Annotated in this window: 12 protein-coding genes and 1 pseudogene; 9 read left to right on the forward strand and 4 right to left on the reverse strand. The window is 68.6% G+C overall.

Annotated features, from left to right (window positions below):
- Nucleotides 1-54: 54 nt before the first annotated feature.
- Together ACIBLA_RS13490 and ACIBLA_RS13495 are read right to left on the reverse strand one after the other, a co-directional pair.
- Nucleotides 55-3,072: a TIM-barrel domain-containing protein gene (locus tag ACIBLA_RS13490; protein ID WP_399198617.1), complete on the reverse strand. Its 3,018-nt coding sequence runs from the start codon at nucleotides 3,070-3,072 to the stop codon at nucleotides 55-57.
- A 250-nt stretch (nucleotides 3,073-3,322) separates the two neighbouring features.
- Nucleotides 3,323-4,231 (reverse strand): sugar isomerase, encoded by a 909-nt coding sequence (locus ACIBLA_RS13495; protein WP_363240896.1) that lies wholly within the window; start codon nucleotides 4,229-4,231, stop codon nucleotides 3,323-3,325.
- A 198-nt stretch (nucleotides 4,232-4,429) separates the two neighbouring features.
- Here ACIBLA_RS13495 and ACIBLA_RS13500 point away from each other — a divergent pair, with 198 nt between their 5' ends.
- Genes ACIBLA_RS13500 through ACIBLA_RS13510 form a run of 3 tightly spaced genes read left to right on the forward strand, consistent with a single transcriptional unit; the run spans nucleotide 4,430 to nucleotide 7,503 of the window.
- Nucleotides 4,430-5,680: an extracellular solute-binding protein gene (locus ACIBLA_RS13500; RefSeq protein ID WP_363240894.1), complete on the forward strand. Its 1,251-nt coding sequence runs from the start codon at nucleotides 4,430-4,432 to the stop codon at nucleotides 5,678-5,680.
- Nucleotides 5,681-5,683: 3 nt separating this feature from the next.
- Nucleotides 5,684-6,661, forward strand: coding sequence for a sugar ABC transporter permease (locus ACIBLA_RS13505; RefSeq protein WP_363240893.1), 978 nt, complete (start codon nucleotides 5,684-5,686; stop codon nucleotides 6,659-6,661).
- Complete coding sequence (locus ACIBLA_RS13510; RefSeq protein ID WP_363240892.1) at nucleotides 6,658-7,503, forward strand: carbohydrate ABC transporter permease; 846 nt, start codon at nucleotides 6,658-6,660, stop codon at nucleotides 7,501-7,503. The genes ACIBLA_RS13505 and ACIBLA_RS13510 overlap by 4 nt, the downstream gene beginning before the upstream one ends.
- Nucleotides 7,504-7,538: 35 nt before the next feature.
- Here the strand turns inward: ACIBLA_RS13510 and ACIBLA_RS13515 are convergent, their stop codons facing one another.
- A complete protein-coding gene (locus ACIBLA_RS13515) occupies nucleotides 7,539-8,327 on the reverse strand; it encodes a DeoR/GlpR family DNA-binding transcription regulator (RefSeq protein ID WP_363240891.1) in 789 nt (262 codons plus the stop codon).
- 155 nt (nucleotides 8,328-8,482) lie between these two features.
- On the opposite strand from ACIBLA_RS13515, the gene ACIBLA_RS13520 reads away from it, so the two are divergent.
- The 3 genes from ACIBLA_RS13520 to ACIBLA_RS13530 all read left to right on the forward strand — a co-directional run bounded on the left by ACIBLA_RS13520 (nucleotide 8,483) and on the right by ACIBLA_RS13530 (nucleotide 11,441).
- Nucleotides 8,483-9,361: a class II fructose-bisphosphate aldolase gene (locus ACIBLA_RS13520; protein WP_363240890.1), complete on the forward strand. Its 879-nt coding sequence runs from the start codon at nucleotides 8,483-8,485 to the stop codon at nucleotides 9,359-9,361.
- A gap of 62 nt (nucleotides 9,362-9,423) precedes the next feature.
- Entirely contained in the window at nucleotides 9,424-10,698 is a 1,275-nt protein-coding gene (locus tag ACIBLA_RS13525) for a DUF1343 domain-containing protein (protein WP_363240889.1), read from the forward strand.
- Nucleotides 10,699-10,829: 131 nt separating this feature from the next.
- Entirely contained in the window at nucleotides 10,830-11,441 is a 612-nt protein-coding gene (locus ACIBLA_RS13530) for a hypothetical protein (protein WP_363240888.1), read from the forward strand.
- Nucleotides 11,442-11,484: 43 nt separating this feature from the next.
- Here the strand turns inward: ACIBLA_RS13530 and soxR are convergent, their stop codons facing one another.
- Nucleotides 11,485-11,955, reverse strand: a complete 471-nt coding sequence (gene soxR / locus ACIBLA_RS13535; RefSeq protein ID WP_363240887.1) for a redox-sensitive transcriptional activator SoxR — start codon at nucleotides 11,953-11,955, stop codon at nucleotides 11,485-11,487.
- 119 nt (nucleotides 11,956-12,074) lie between these two features.
- On the opposite strand from soxR, the gene ACIBLA_RS13540 reads away from it, so the two are divergent.
- The 3 genes and pseudogenes from ACIBLA_RS13540 (at nucleotide 12,075) to ACIBLA_RS13550 (ending at nucleotide 14,561) form a co-directional block, all read left to right on the forward strand.
- Entirely contained in the window at nucleotides 12,075-12,536 is a 462-nt protein-coding gene (locus ACIBLA_RS13540) for a MaoC family dehydratase (protein WP_363240886.1), read from the forward strand.
- 213 nt (nucleotides 12,537-12,749) lie between these two features.
- A pseudogene (locus ACIBLA_RS13545) lies at nucleotides 12,750-13,530 on the forward strand (HEAT repeat domain-containing protein).
- Nucleotides 13,524-14,561: a HEAT repeat domain-containing protein gene (locus ACIBLA_RS13550; protein ID WP_399198618.1), complete on the forward strand. Its 1,038-nt coding sequence runs from the start codon at nucleotides 13,524-13,526 to the stop codon at nucleotides 14,559-14,561. Before ACIBLA_RS13545 ends, ACIBLA_RS13550 begins: the two are co-directional and overlap by 7 nt.
- The last annotated feature ends 221 nt before the right edge of the window (nucleotides 14,562-14,782 follow it).

Genomic DNA, 14,782 nt, shown 5'->3' on the forward strand with positions numbered 1-14,782 from the left:
GGGGAACGGGGAGGTTGCCAGGGGCGCCGGTGGGGATCAGTCGCGCCTGTGGTGTCAGGAGACGGAGAATCCGCTGAAGACGGCTTCGATGTTCTCGCCGGGGTAGTTGACGTTGGCCGCGCTCGCGACCATCCCGGCGTCACCGGTGCCGGCGGCCGACGGCACCTGGGCGGTGCCGACCTGCGACCAGGTCTCACCGTCCTTGCTGGCGTACGCGGTGTAGGCGGCACCGTCCCTGGTCAGCTTGAGATACGCCGGGTGATAGGTGGAGCCGCCGCCCGCCCAGGTGTCGAGCTTCCCGTCGCCGTCGCTGTCGGTCATGAACTCCAGGCCGTAACTCTGGGTCATGGCCAGAACCGCGTAACCGCCCTTCTCGGGTGCGGTCAGGTCGTTGGCGAGGGCGATGCCCGCCTTGCCGACCGGTGAGGCGCTGTTCTGGGAGACCAACTGGGCCTGCACGGTGGACTTCTCGCCGGCCGCGTCGTCGCGGTAGATGACGCCCTTCTCGTCCTTCCAGCCGGACAGGTCCTGGCCGCCCGCCCAGATGGCGAACTGGTCGCCGCCCTGGGCGTACTGGGGGTCCTCGGAGGTGGTGTCGGTCGTCAGGTAGGGCTCCTGCACACTGCTCGGGGCGGCCTTCACCTGCGCCTGCACGGTGTCGGACACCTTTGTCGAGCGGTTGTAGGTGGCGGTGCCGGTGAGGTCGTGGCTGCCCCAGCGGGCGTCGTCGGCCGGGGTCACCGTCCAGATGGTGGCGAGTGCGGCGCCGTTCTGCAGGGAGTCCGCGGTGGTCGGGCCGGTCGCCTTGGCACTCCAGCCGTCGGGCAGGTCCAGGGCGGCCTTGACGCTCTTGAGGGTCCCGGTACTCCAGTTGGTCACCTCGGTGGTCACCTCGAACGGCTTGCCGGCGTCGGTGGCCGGAGCGTCCGGGGTGATCAGGACGGAGGCGGCCGGAGCGTCGTCGCGCTTGAGCGCCTTGATGGCCTTGTCCGCGCCCGTGGCCTTGAGATTGACGAAGGCCGGGGTGACGCCGAGCGGCGCCGCGTAGCCCTTCAGAGTCTTGGGGCCACGGATCACCGTGCCCTGGTTGACGTCGTACCAGGTGCCCGGCGGAAGATGGACGGAGCGGGTGGCGCCGGTGCTCAGCTTGGGCGCGGCCAGTACGGCCGGGCCGAGCATCCACTCGTCGGCGACCGTGTAACTCGCCTCGTCCTTCGGGAAGTCGAAGAACAGCGGACGCATGATCGGATCACCGGTCTTCAGGGTGCTCTGCACCTGGTCCCAGATGTACGGGGCGAGCTTCTCGTGCGTCTTGATCGCCTGCCGGTAGAGGTCGACCGTCTCCTGGTCGTAGTCCACCTTCTGCCCGGTGGTGGTGTCGTTGGTGTCCACCGGGGAGGTCGAGGCGTACATCAGCGGCATCAGTGAGGCGGACTGCGCCCACCGCACCAGCACGTCCTTCGTCGGCGCGGGCTGGCCGCCGGAGCCGCCGATCATGTCGGACTCGACGAACGGGTAGCCGATGGTGGAGATGGCCAGGTTCTGGGAGGCGGAGGCGCGCAGGGAGTCCCAGCCGGTTCCCTTGTCGACCTGGCGGGTGACGAAGCCGGCCTCGTGAGCCGTCTGGTTCCAGTGCACCCGGATGCCGGCGCCCTGGAGGTCGAACTCGTCGGCGAGCTGTGTGCCGAGCTTCTGGTAGTCCGTGGCCTGGTGGCCCTCGCGCGGCGCGCACTTCTCGTCGAAGAAGCGGGTGTCGAACTTCAGCCCGTCGATGTCGTACGTGTCCATCAGCCTCTTGAGGTTGCCCTCGTACCAGGCCTTGGCGTCGGGGTTGGCCAGGTCGATGATCCCGGCCTGGCCGTTCCACCAGGTCACTTCACACGGCTTGCTCGTGTCCTTGGCATCCTTGAGCAGATAGTCGTGGTCGACCGCGTACTGGTAGTTGTCGGAGTCCAGGTTGATCCACAGGGTGACCCAGATACCGAAGTCGAACCCCATGTCGTGGATCTTCTTGGAGAGGCCCTTGGGATCGGGGAAGGTCTTGGGGTCCCAGGTCAGATTGCCGTAGTTCGACTCCCACTTGTCGTCGAGCTGGATGGTGTGCCCGTCCAGCCCGTTGTCGTAGAGGTCGGTGGCGTAGTCGAGCAGTTTCTCCTGGTCGACCTTGGTGTAGAACTGCGCCCACGAGTTCCACAGCGGCTTGGCGTACTGCTCGTACGGGGCGTCGCTCTTGGCCGGCTTCCCGACGATGCCTATGTAGTCGCGGTAGACCTCGAGCGGGGTCGACTCGACGAACACGGTGGCCTTGAAGGTGTCGGGCGACTCGACGATGAAGCTGCCGAGGCCGTCCTTGCCCTTGTTGAGCGCCACGTCCATGACGTTCCCCGTGTCGACGCGCAGACCAATCGACTTGGAGGTGTACCAGAACGGGTCGATCATGTGGTACGACGCCGGGCCGAAGGTCTTGTGATCGACCTCGCCGGCGTCGAGCGGCCAGGGCTGGTTGACGCCGGGACCGCCTTGCGGGGTCTCCGCCTCGCCGTGGCCGTACCAGTGGCCGGCCGACGACAGGTCGTAGGCGAGGCCCAGCTGCTTCGGTCCGCCGCCCTTGACGTCCCAGTCGAGCTGGTAGCGGTCGGCGCCAGGGGTGATCCGGGCCTCCACCGTGGCGCCGTCGAGCGTGCTGTCGGCGGTGACGGTCAGGACGCCGTCCTTCCACGCCCAGTCTGTGAGCGCTGTGGCGTGCTGCCACGAGCCGTCGCCGGAACGGAAACGCAGCCCCCCGGTGTCACCGGTCGCGGTGCCGAGCACGGTCTTGCCGGCACGTTCGGTGACGAGGGCGAACTCCTCCGTCCTCACCTCCACGACGTAGCCGGGAGAGCTTCCGGTGGCCGGGACGGTGAGCGAGACGGCGCCCGGGGTCTCGGTGACCGTGGGGCCAGGGGCGGCCGCCGCGACGTCGGCCGCCCGGGCCGGAACGGCGACCAGATCGGTGAGCGGCGTCAACAGTGTGAGGGCGAGTGCGGCCGCCAGAAGGCTGCCGAGTCTGCTGGTGCGTGGTGAGGTGCGCATCCACTCATGTCCTTAGGGAAAGGGGCACGGCGTTCGGTGGTCAGCACTGCACGATCTTGTTCATTTGCGTTCATGTTCTGGCTGTAAACGCCATCTGTCAACACTGGGTCTCATGATTTCTTGGGGCCCTCCGCGAGTCGCAGTCGTCCCAGGTCACCGCCCGCCCTCCGGGCCCGCGAACCACCGGCGAATGCCGCGAACCCATCGAAAAGGGATGGTAAATTTCGCGTGAACCGGGCCGTCACCCCCCTCAGCTCAAGATCACCGAGCGGGTGAGATGGCGAGGGTGGTCGGGGTCGAGTCCGCGCGCCGCACCCAGGGCGACAGCCAGCCGCTGCACCACGATCAGATCGGCCAGCGGATCGCGGCCGAGTGCGACCAGTTCCCCGCCGGTGCGGGCGATTTCTTCCGGCAGGCCGTCCGGGATGGCGTCCGGGTCCCCGAACCACCAGACCACCCGGCCGGGACCCGCGATACTGATCGGCCCATGCCGGTACTCCATCGCCGGGTACGCCTCCGTCCACGCGCCCGCCGCCTCACGCATCTTCAGCGCCGCCTCCTGCGCGACCCCGTACGCCCAGCCCCGGCCGAGAAACGTGAACTGCTCGGCCGCCAGCAGTCCCGCGGGCAGCGGATCGGCCACCGCCGCGGCGCCTTGCGCAGGAAGTGACCCCAGGTCCTCGCCGAGCAGGGCCCGCAGCAGGACAAGCTCAGTGGTGGCAAAGCGGGTCTGCACCACCGAGGTCTCGTCGGCGAAGTCGAGAACGACAGCCGCGTCCGCCAACTCCATCACTCGGGTCGCCGGATCCGCTGTGACCGCCACGGTGGGCGTGGAGCCGCGCAGCCGGCCCAGCAGATCCAGCACCTCCGTGGTGGTGCCCGACCTGGTCAGCGCCACGACCCGGTCATAAGCGCGGCCGGCCGGGAACTCGGAGGCGGGGAAGGCGTCGGTCTCGCCGTGACCGCCGGACTCGCGAAGCACCGCGTAGCCGTGGGCCATGAACCAGGAAGTGCCACAGCCGACGACGGCGATCCGCTCGCCGGGCCTCGGCATGGCCGTGCGGGCCGGACCTTCCGGCCGCTGGGCCAGTTCGACGGCGCGCCGCCAGCACTCCGGCTGGGTGGAGATCTCGCTCTCGGTCCGACTGGTGGGACTCATGAAAGGACTCCTGTCTCGATATCACTTCATACCGGCCATGTCGGGCACTGACGCACCCTCGGCACGAGAAGAGGCAACGGATCGCCCTTGACATCATGCGCGATCCTTTGAGCATCATGTATTCCAATGCTCGATGTTGGCAATTTTCGAGCATGAATGAGCGCCCTGTTGCAGTAGTGCGAGGAGAGAAGGTACCCCGTGAGACGGCACTTTGTCGGGATCGCCATCGGGCTGTCCCTGTCCGCAGGCCTCACCGGATGCGGCAAAGGAGGCTCCGCCACGGACGACGAATCCGACGGAAAAACGATCAGGTTCGTGGCGGCGAAGTACGACGACGACACCCAGCCGTACTGGGAGAAGCTCATCGAGGACTTCGAGGCGAAGAACTCCGGCTACCGGGTCGACCTGGAGATCGTCGACTGGGAGCAGATGGACTCCAAGGTCAAGACGTACGTCCAGACCAAGCAGCAGCCCGACGTCCTCAACTACAACAAGTTCTCCGACTTCGCCCGCGACGGCCTGATCTACAAGGCCGAGGAGGTCCTGTCGCCCAAGGTGCTCGGCGACTTCCTGCCGGTCTTCGCCGACCAGGCGGGGTACGAGGGCGTCCAGTACGGCCTGCCCTTCATCTCCAGCGCACGGCTGTTCTTCTACAACAAGGACATCTTCGACAAGGCCGGGGTCTCCGCACCGCCGAGCGACTGGGCCGGTGTCGAGGCCGCAGCCGAGAAGATCAAGGAGGCCGGGTCCATCCCGCTCGGCCTTCCGCTCGGCGCCGAGGAGGCCCAGGCCGAATTCTCCATCTGGGCCATGAACAACGGCGGTGGCTGGACCGGCGCCTCCGGGGAATGGGCCGTCGACCAGTCCGCCAACGTGGAGACACTGAATTTCCTGCGCAAGCTCACCAAGGCCGGGCTGACCCAGCCCAACCCCGAGGCCACCAACCGCAAGGATGTCTTCAACCAGTTCGCCCAGGGCAAGATCGGCATGCTCAACGGCGCCGTCTTCATGCGCAAGGGCTTCATCGACTCCGTCGACAAGAACCTGAACTACGGCGTCGCGCCGCTGCCCAGCAAGGACGGCAGCACGCACCACACCCTCGGCGTGCAGGACTACCTGGTGGCCTTCAAGAAGGACGAGGGCAAGAACCGCGAGGCCGTCAACACCTTCCTGGACTTCGTCTACCAGAAGGAGAACGCCTCCGAGTTCCTGTCCACCGAGGGCTTCCTCTCGGTGACCAAGTCCGCGGGTGAGGCGCTGAGTTCGGATGCCGACTACTACAAGCCCTTCGTCGACGCACTGCCCGGCGCCAGGTTCGCCCCCACCGACAAGCCCGAGTGGGCGGCGGTCGAGGGCGCGGTCAAGCAGCGCATCGGCACCGCCGTGGCGGGCGGCGACCCCGAGAAGGTCCTGGCCGACATCCAGCAGACCACCGAGAAGGACGGCTGACCGGTGGCCGTACAGGACACCGCCCTGCACGCCGCCGGGGACGGGGGCCGCAAGGGCCGGTCCCCGGCGGCGGACGGGCACATCCGGCCGCGGAAACTGAGCAAGCGGGGCGTACGCGCTCTGGAACCGCTGCTGTGGATCGGTCCCGCCCTCGCACTGATCCTCGTCGTGGTGGTGTGGCCCGTCGTCGAGATGGTCCGCACCTCACTGATGGACATCAGCTCCACCGGTCTGACCCGCGGATTCGCCGGCGCCGGCAACTACACCGACCTGTTCGCCGAACCGGACCTGCCCGGCGTGCTGCTGCGCACCCTGATCTGGGTACTGGGCGTGGTCACCGTCACGCTGCTGCTCGCCCTGGGACTGGCGCAACTGCTGAGCGCGCGGTTCCCGGGTCGCCGCCTCGTCCGCTGGGCGCTGATCGTGCCGTGGGCGGCGTCGGTGCTGATGACCGCGCTCATCTGGCGATGGATGCTCAACAACTTCTACGGCCTGGTCAACCGGGTGCTGATGGATCTCGGAATCCTGGACGCCCCGGTCAACTGGCTGGCCCACCCGGCCCAGGCCTTCGCCTGGATGATGGCCGTGGCCGTCTTCGTCTCTCTTCCCTTCACCGCCTTCGTTCTCCTCTCCGGTCTCGGCACCATCCCGGCCGAGGTCCACGAGGCGGCCCGCGTCGACGGTGCCGGGCCGCTCCGCACCTATCTGAGCATCACGCTGCCCTTGCTGCGCCCTGCACTTCTGGTCGCCGCGATCATCAACGTGATCAATGTCTTCAACTCGTTCCCGATCATCTGGTCGATGACCCGCGGCGGCCCAGGATTCGCCACCGACACCACGACCACCTACCTCTACAAGCTCGCCTTCGACAACCAGGCCATCGGGGAGTCCGCGGCCATGGCCGTCGTCAACTTCGCGCTGATCCTCGTCGTGGTCGCGTTCTATCTCCGCGCTGTGCGGTGGCGGGAGGAGGTCGTATGACACGGCCCGTTTCGAACCTCAAGCTGCGGACCGTGCTCCTCACGGCGTTCGGCTGGTCCATCGCCCTGCTCTTCCTCGCGCCTTACCTCCAGATGCTGCTGACCGCGGTGAAGCCGACGCCGGAACTGATGGAGTCGCCGCCCTCCTATCTGCCGTCCCGGTGGGAGTGGTCGAACTTCTCCGACGTCTGGTCACTGAAGGACCCACCCGTCGCGGACGCGCTGCTGTTCTCGCTGTACATCGCCGGAATGTCGACGCTGCTCGCGCTGGCCGTGGGACTACCCGCCGCCTACTACACCGCGCGCCACCGTTTCCGCGGGCGAGGCGCGTTCCTGCTCCTTGTGCTGGTCACCCAGATGTTCGCGCCGACGGCGCTGCTGGTCGGCATCTACCGGGAGATGGTGAACCTCGACCTGACCGACACCGGCGAAGGGCTGATCCTCGTCAACGCCGCCTTCAATCTGCCGTTCTGCATCTGGATCCTCAACGCCTACTTCGCGACCATCCCGAAGGAGTTGGAGGAAGCGGCGTACATGGACGGTGCCGGGCGGCTGGGCGCGCTGCGGAGGGTCACTCTTCCGCTTGCGCTGCCCGGCGTGGTGACCGCGCTCGTCTATACGTTCATCGGCGCCTGGAACGAGTACGTGGTCGCGCTCACCATCACCTCATCCGGTGACCGGACGACGCTGACCAAGGCCATCCCCGGTTTTGTCACGGCGTACCAGGAGCAGTGGCAGTACCTCTTCGCCACCTCGCTGATAGCGATCGTGCCGGTCGTCGTCCTGTTCGTCTTCGTGGAGCGGCAGCTGATCAGCGGTCTGACGGCCGGCGGCGTCAAGTGAGACGACGTCACCTCGACCGCTGCCTCGCCCGGGACTCACGCCCGGACGATCTCCACGCCCGCGGCGGCGAAGGGCTCGGTCAGCTCGGGCCCCGCCGCCTTGTCGGTGATCAGCACATGAACGTCCTCCAGCGGGCAGATCCGGGCGAAGGCCCGGCGGTTCAGTTTGGAGGAGTCGGCGACCACCACCACCTGCTCCGCACGCATGGCCAGTGCCCGGTTGATGTCGGCCTCGCCCTCGTCGTGGGCCGTCGCCCCGTGCCGGGCGTCGATCGCGTCGACGCCGATGAAGACATGGTCGAGCGTGATCTGGTCGAGCACCTCGGTGGCGAGCGGCCCGGTGAGTTCGTACGAGGCCGGGCGGGCCACGCCCCCGGTGACGACGAGCTTCACATGGCGACGGACGACCAGCTCATTGGCGATGTTCAACGCGTTGGTGACGACCGTGAGCGAGGGCCCCGCGCCCTCCGTGGTCAGCTCGGGCCGGGTGGCCAGCGCCCTGGCCACCGAGGTGGTCGTGGTGCCACCGTTCAGACCGACCACCGCGCCCGCCTTCACCAGGCCCGCCGCGGCCCCCGCGATCCGCTCCTTCTCCGGGGCGTTGCGCGCGGCCTTGTAGCGGAGCGGCAGGTCGTACGCGATCGCGTTGATCACGGCGCCGCCATGGGTGCGGGTGACCATCTGCTGGCGGGCCAGCTCGTCCAAATCGCGCCGGATCGTGGCGGTGGAGACCTCCAATTCGGCCGCGGCGGCCTCGACCTCGATCCGCCCGTCGCGCGCCAGCAACTCCAGCAACGCGCTCCATCTGGTCTGCGGTGCCGCCATGCCTCGTCCCCTGTCTGTGATGTGCGGTCCCATGAAAGCACAGGCCACACGGCCGGGTCTCTGAAAGGGAACGCCTATTTAAGTTCTTTATTCGACTAAAATAATCAATTTCATGCACTGCAAGGACTCTTTCCAGAAGGGTAACCCGCACCCCCATGCCCTTGATCCCCACCGCCGACCTCGTCGGCTCCCTCCACCCCAGCGAACCGGGCATCGGCGCGTTCAATGTCATCACCCTTGAGCACGCCGAGGCGATCGTCGCGGGCGCCGAAGCCGCCGGGACCCCAGTCATCTGCCAGATCAGCGAGAATGCGGTCCGCTTCCACGGCGGCGCCCTCGCCCCCATCGCCCGCGCTACGGTCGCCGTCGCGGAAGCGGCCGCCGTTCCGGTATCCCTGCACCTCGACCATGTCACCGACGAGGCGCTGCTCCTCCTTGCGGCGGACTGCGGCTTCGGCTCAGTGATGTACGACGCTTCCGCCCTGCCGCACGAGGAGAACATCGCCGCCACCCGCGCCGCCGCCGACCGCGCCCACGCCCAGGGCCTCTGGCTGGAGGCCGAGCTCGGCGAGATCGGCGGCAAGGACGGCGTACACGCTCCGGGAGCCCGCACCGACCCGGACGACGCCGACGCCTTCGTGGCCGCCACCGGCATCGACGCCCTCGCCGTCGCTGTCGGCAGCTCCCACGCCATGACGACCAGAACCGCGAGGCTCGACCACGATCTGATCGCCCGGCTCGCGGGCGCCGTTCCGGTCCCGCTGGTGCTTCACGGCTCCACCGGAGTGCCGGACGACGAACTCCGCCGCGCAGTCGAGGCGGGCATGGTGAAGATCAACATTGGTACGGCGTTGAACATCGCCTTCACCGGAGCGGTACGGGAGTTCGTCACCGAGGACACCGGCTCGGTCGACCCCCGCCGCTGTCTCGCGAGCGCCCGCACCCGGATGGCCGAGACGGTGGAACACCTGCTGCGGGTGATCGGCCCCCCACCATTGAACGCGCCGCGGCGGGCGCTCCCTGATCCGGCCTGACCGGCAAGGCACCCCCTAGAGTCCGTGGCCATGACAATCAGCGCGATCACGGAGGTGGCCGGATGAGCCTGTCCAGACGGGGTTTGCTCGCCGCGAGCGGCGCGGTGGGTGCGGCGAGCGCGGTGGGTGCGGCCGGCTCCCCGGCAGCCGCAGCGGGCGAGGCGGTGGCCGGCCGGGGCGGGGACGGCGGGCGGGTCCGTACGGGCTTCGACCGGCTGGCGGCCGACGGCTACCGGCTGCTCGCCGGGCAGCGGGTCGGCATCGTCACCAACCCGACCGGCGTGACCCAGGACGTACGGCACATCGTCGATGTCATGCACCCGGACCAACGCGTCGACCTGACCGCCGTCTTCGGCCCCGAGCACGGCTTCCGGGGCACCGCCCAGGCCGGCGGCTCCGAGGGGAGGTACGACGACCCGGCGACCGGCCTGCCGGTGTACGACACGTACCAGACCAGCGGGCAGCCGCTCGCCGACATCTTCACCCAGTCCGGCGTCGACACGGTCGTCTTCGACATCCAGGACGCGGGCGCACGCTTCTACACCTACATCTGGACGCTGTACGACTGCATGGAGGCGGCGGCCCTCGCGGGCAAACGCTTCGTCGTGCTCGACCGCCCGAACCCGGTCACCGGCCGGGCGGCGCTCGGCCCGGTCCTGCACCCGCAGTTCGCGACGTTCGTCGGCCGCGAGCCGATCTCACAGGCGCACGGTATGACGGTCGCCGAACTGGCGCTGCTGTTCAACGGCGAATTCCTCGCCCGGCCGGTGGAGCTGGACATTGTCACGATGTCCGGCTGGCGTCGCTCCGACTTCTTCGACGGGACCGGCCTGCCCTGGGTCCCGCCGAGCCCCAACATGCCCACGCCCGGGACCGCGTTGGTCTACGCGGGCACCTGCCTCTTCGAGGGCACCAACCTCTCCGAGGGACGCGGCACGACCCGCCCCTTCGAACTCCTGGGCGCCGAGGGCATCGACCGCGCGTGGGCCGAGGCCGCCAACGCCGAGGAGCTGCGCGGGGTGCGCTTCCGTGAGGCGTACTTCGCACCGACCTTCTCCAAGTTCCAGGGCAGAACGGTCGGCGGGGTCCAACTGCACGTCCACGACCGGGAGTCGTTCGACCCGGTGCGTACGGGCATCGCGCTGCTGGTGACGGCGAAGCGGGTGTGGAGCGGTTTCGCCTGGCGCCCGGACAACTGGATCGACAAGCTGACGGGATCGACGTCCGTACGCACTTTGGTTGACGCGGGAGCGGACACGGACGAGGTGGTCTACGCCTGGCGGGACGACCTCGCCGCGTTCCGGGCGACACGTGAGCGGTACCTGAAGTACCGCTGAGCGGGGCCGATGGCAGCCCTCGGGAGTGAAAACTCCTCTGATGGCTGCCATCGGATTTTCGATGGAGCCGGATCGGGCACGCGTACGTCTATTGGATGACGCCGATGCAGCAACGACGGAGGTGGCAGCCGATGGCCGGATTCCGGAGTCTCGCGAGACAGGTGCGCGATCCAGGATGTGACCTGGCACTACGCCGATATTCACTACGCAAGTGCCTTGAGCGATTTGCCCCTTATGGGCATCGAGCCACCTGGGATCACCTGTGTGAACGGCATGGCATCGAGCCGGAGGACAGGGCTCCCGATCCGGCGCGGCTGATGGCCGCGCTCGACGAGCTGGAAGAGGCGCGGGCCGTCTGGCTGGCCTACGAGACGCAGTTCGCCAAGCGCCGTAAGCGCGAGAAGCACGACGGACTGAGAAGACCGGGAACGTTCGACGACTGGCACCGCAGGACCTGGGGCGGCAACGGCGTGGCGCGGTGCGACGACCCGGCCGTCCACCCGACGGAGCCCCTGGCCGAGGTGCTGCGCCGGCTGATCGCCGGACTGGAGTCGGGGCCGGGCGGCGCGTGCCCGGTGTGCGCGGAGAAGGGGATCGTCTGGCGGCCGGATCTTTCACAGGCTCCGTGGTCGGGTCCGGTGTGCAAGGGCTGTGGCATTGTCGTGCCACGGCCCGTTCTTACGTCCGAGGCCGTGGAGCGGGCGAAGCTCGTACGGCAGCGGGAGCTGGCCTCGGTGGCCTGACCCGCCGCCCGGCGGGACAGGCCGGCCACGCGGGGCGGGTCGGCTACTTGGGCGCGCGTCTGCGCTCCGCCAGGAGCCGGGAGCCGGACATCCGGTCACCGAACACGTCGTCGGGGTTGGACAGCACACATGTCTCCAGCGAGAGACATCCGCAGCCGATGCAGTCGGTCAGATGGTCCCGCAACCGGCCGAGCTGTCTGATGCGCTCGTCCAGTTCCGAGCGCCACGCCTCGGAGAGCCGTGCCCAGTCGTCATGGTTCGGCGTGCGCCCCTCGGGCAGTTCCGCGAGCGCGTCCCTGATGGTGGCGAGCGGAATTCCGACGCGCTGGGCCGCGCGCACGAAGGCGACCCGGCGGAGGGTGTCCCTGCTGTAGCGGCGCTGGTTCCCGCTGGTCCGGCGGCTGCTGATCAGGCCCTTCGCCTCGTAGAAGTGCAGGGCCGACGCGGCGGCACCGCTGCGCGCCGCCAGTTGCCCGACGGTGAGTTCTTGGATCTTCTCCGGAATCTGCGGCACCTCGCCGAGCCTACGCGGCCGTCGTGTCACGCGTTGACAGGACAGGCGGGCCCCAACCATGCTGAGCAAGCGCTTGGACACCGCGCGAGACGGCGCTTGAGAGGCAGGTATCGACAGACATGGCTGAGCCGAGGGTCTTCACATCCGCGGAGGAACTGCGCGCCGCCGTGGGCGAGCAGTTGGGACACAGCGACTGGCTGGAGATCGACCAGAAGCGGATCGACCTCTTCGCCGAGGCCACCGGCGACCACCAGTGGATCCATGTCGACCCGGAACAGGCGGCGCAGGGCCCGTTCGGCACGACCATCGCGCACGGCTATCTGACGCTGTCGCTCCTGCCGGTCCTCGTCCCGCAGATCCTGCTCGTCGAGAACGTGACAATGGGCGTCAACTACGGCACCAACAAGGTGCGTTTCCCCTCCCCCGTACCCGCGGGTTCACGGGTACGCGCGACAGCCGTGCTCAAGGAGGTCGCCGAGACGGGCGGCGGCGTGCAGGTCACGGCCGTCGTCACGGTGGAGCGCGAGGGCGGCGAGAAGCCGGCGTGTGTCGCCGAGTCGGTCTCCCGCTACTACTTCTGACGGCGGGCCGGTGGTCAGCAGGCAGACGCCCCGCCGAGAAATCTTGTCAACCGCTCACCGCACAGCGTGAGCGTCACTTCCGTCTGCTGGTCTCTGCCTCAAGCCGGCGGGCGCGACAGGCTCCCGTGACCAGCGGATTTCCCAATTCGCCGGTCCCGAACTTGACCTTGACACGGTGACAAGGTTTTCGCTTGGGCGCAGGAGGTGGTCCCGATCAACACGACCGACGTAACCCTGCAGAACACCCGTGTGACCAACGCCCTGGGCGCCGAGGACTCATCGGTTCGGCTTCAGACGGCCCTGGCGGTCGGCTCGAACCCCGACCCTGTATTCCTGGAGATGCTGGTCGAGCGGTGCGCGGTCGAGCCGGACTTCTTCGTACGAGACATGCTGTCCTGGGCGCTGACCCGCCTCCCGCCGGAGATCAGCCTGCCCCGGATCCGCCAGGAGCTCGACTCCGGGCGTACCCAGGCCCGCAGCCAGGCGCTGCACACACTCTCCAAGATCGGCGACAAGACCACGTGGGCCTGGATCACCCGCGACATGCTGCGGGACGCCGACGACGAGGTCGCGCGGACTGCGTGGCGCGTCGCGGTCGTCCTCGTGCCTGAGGACGAGGACGAAGGACCTGGCCGACGAACTGGTTCCGCAGCTCGGCCGTGGCGACCGCGATGTGCAGCTGAGTCTGAGCCGGGCCTTGGTCGACCTCGGTGACGTGATCAGGCCCGCACTGGAGAGGGCCGCGCAGAGTCCCAACCCGGCGGTGGCCGCGCACGCCCGTGCCACCGAGCTGCTCCGGCAGAACCCGGAGACCGGTTTCGACGTGGCCCTCGACGAGGCGAAGCGCGTGGTCGCACTCGGCCCGGAACGAGCTGCTGCTGCCGCGGCCGCGTCAGCAGGTACCGAGACCTCGGAGACCGCCGAGCCCGCGGCGACGACCGAGCCGATGGAGGCCGAGAAGGCAGCAGAAGCCTCGGAGGGCGCGGATTGCTGATCGGCGATGTGGCCCGCCGCTCCGGGGTGAGCACCCGGATGCTCCGGCACTATGACGCCCTGGGGTTGGTGCGGCCCACGGGCCGCACTGTCGGTGGCTACCGCGAGTACTCCGCCGAGGATGTCCGCAGGATCTTCCACGTGGAGAGCCTGCGGTCCCTCGGGCTCTCGCTCAAGCAGATCGGGCGCGCGCTGGAGGACCCGGCCTTCACGCCGTCCGCCCTGGTCAGCGACCTCATCCGACGGACGGAGGACCGCCTGGCGCGGGAACAGGAGCTGCTCGAGCGGCTCCGTGCGATCGACGCGTCGGCGCCCACCGACTGGCAGCGAGTGCTGCGCATCGTCGAACTCATGCGGGAACTCAACTCGACCAGCGCCGCGCGCAGACAGCAGGCCGTCCTGGCCCGGCCGGAGGACGTGTCGGTACCCGCCGAACTGCTGGCCGGGGCGGTCCTGACCGAATCCGACCCGCACGTCGCAGGCGCCCTGCGCTGGGCGCTCGCCCGATCGGGCGGCGACGGCGTGGCGACGCTGCACGCCGGCACGCACTCGGAGGATGCCGACATCCGGCGACGCGCGGTGCTGGCAATCGCCGAGATGCCCGAGGCTCCAGGTGCTGTCGAGGTGCTCACGAACGCCCTTGGGGACCCGGACTCGACGGTGCGCGGGCACGCTGCTCTGGCTCTGGGCAGGCAGGGCGAGGCCGCGGCCGTGCCCACACTCGTCAGCATGGTGGTGGAGGGCTCCAACGACGTGGACGCGGCGGGGGTTCTGGGAACGCTGTCCCTGGACCTCGCGTGCACGGACCGGATCACGACCGCCCTGGTCGACGAACTGGCCGCGCCCACCGCAGACTCCGCGACGCGGATCCGCCTTACCCAGGCGCTGGTCGAGCTCGCGGGAACCACCGCGCAGGAGGTCCTGCGCCAACTGGCCCACGACGACGACAGCGCTGTCGCCCTCGTCGCCTCGGCCCTTGTCGGAGTTCTCAAGGACCAGTCCCTCGAAGACCAAGCTGACGAGCATTCCTGAAAGCGCGATCTGAACGAGGCATCGGCCAGGGCCTCTCAATGCGTTTCACGAAAGGCGCGCCTGGGAGGCAGCCGGTGTCACGGGCATAGCTGGACGGCAGTGCGTGCACACTGCGGGTGCGTCTCGGACCGGGAATCGCCGGGTGAGCGCCTCGGCCGCCCCGGACGCAGGCAGCGGGTCGGTGCCCATACGTCGATCTCCAGGTCGGGTTACGTCCGCGT

This window comes from Streptomyces sp. NPDC050433, assembly GCF_044458565.1.
Lineage (GTDB): Bacteria > Actinomycetota > Actinomycetes > Streptomycetales > Streptomycetaceae > Streptomyces.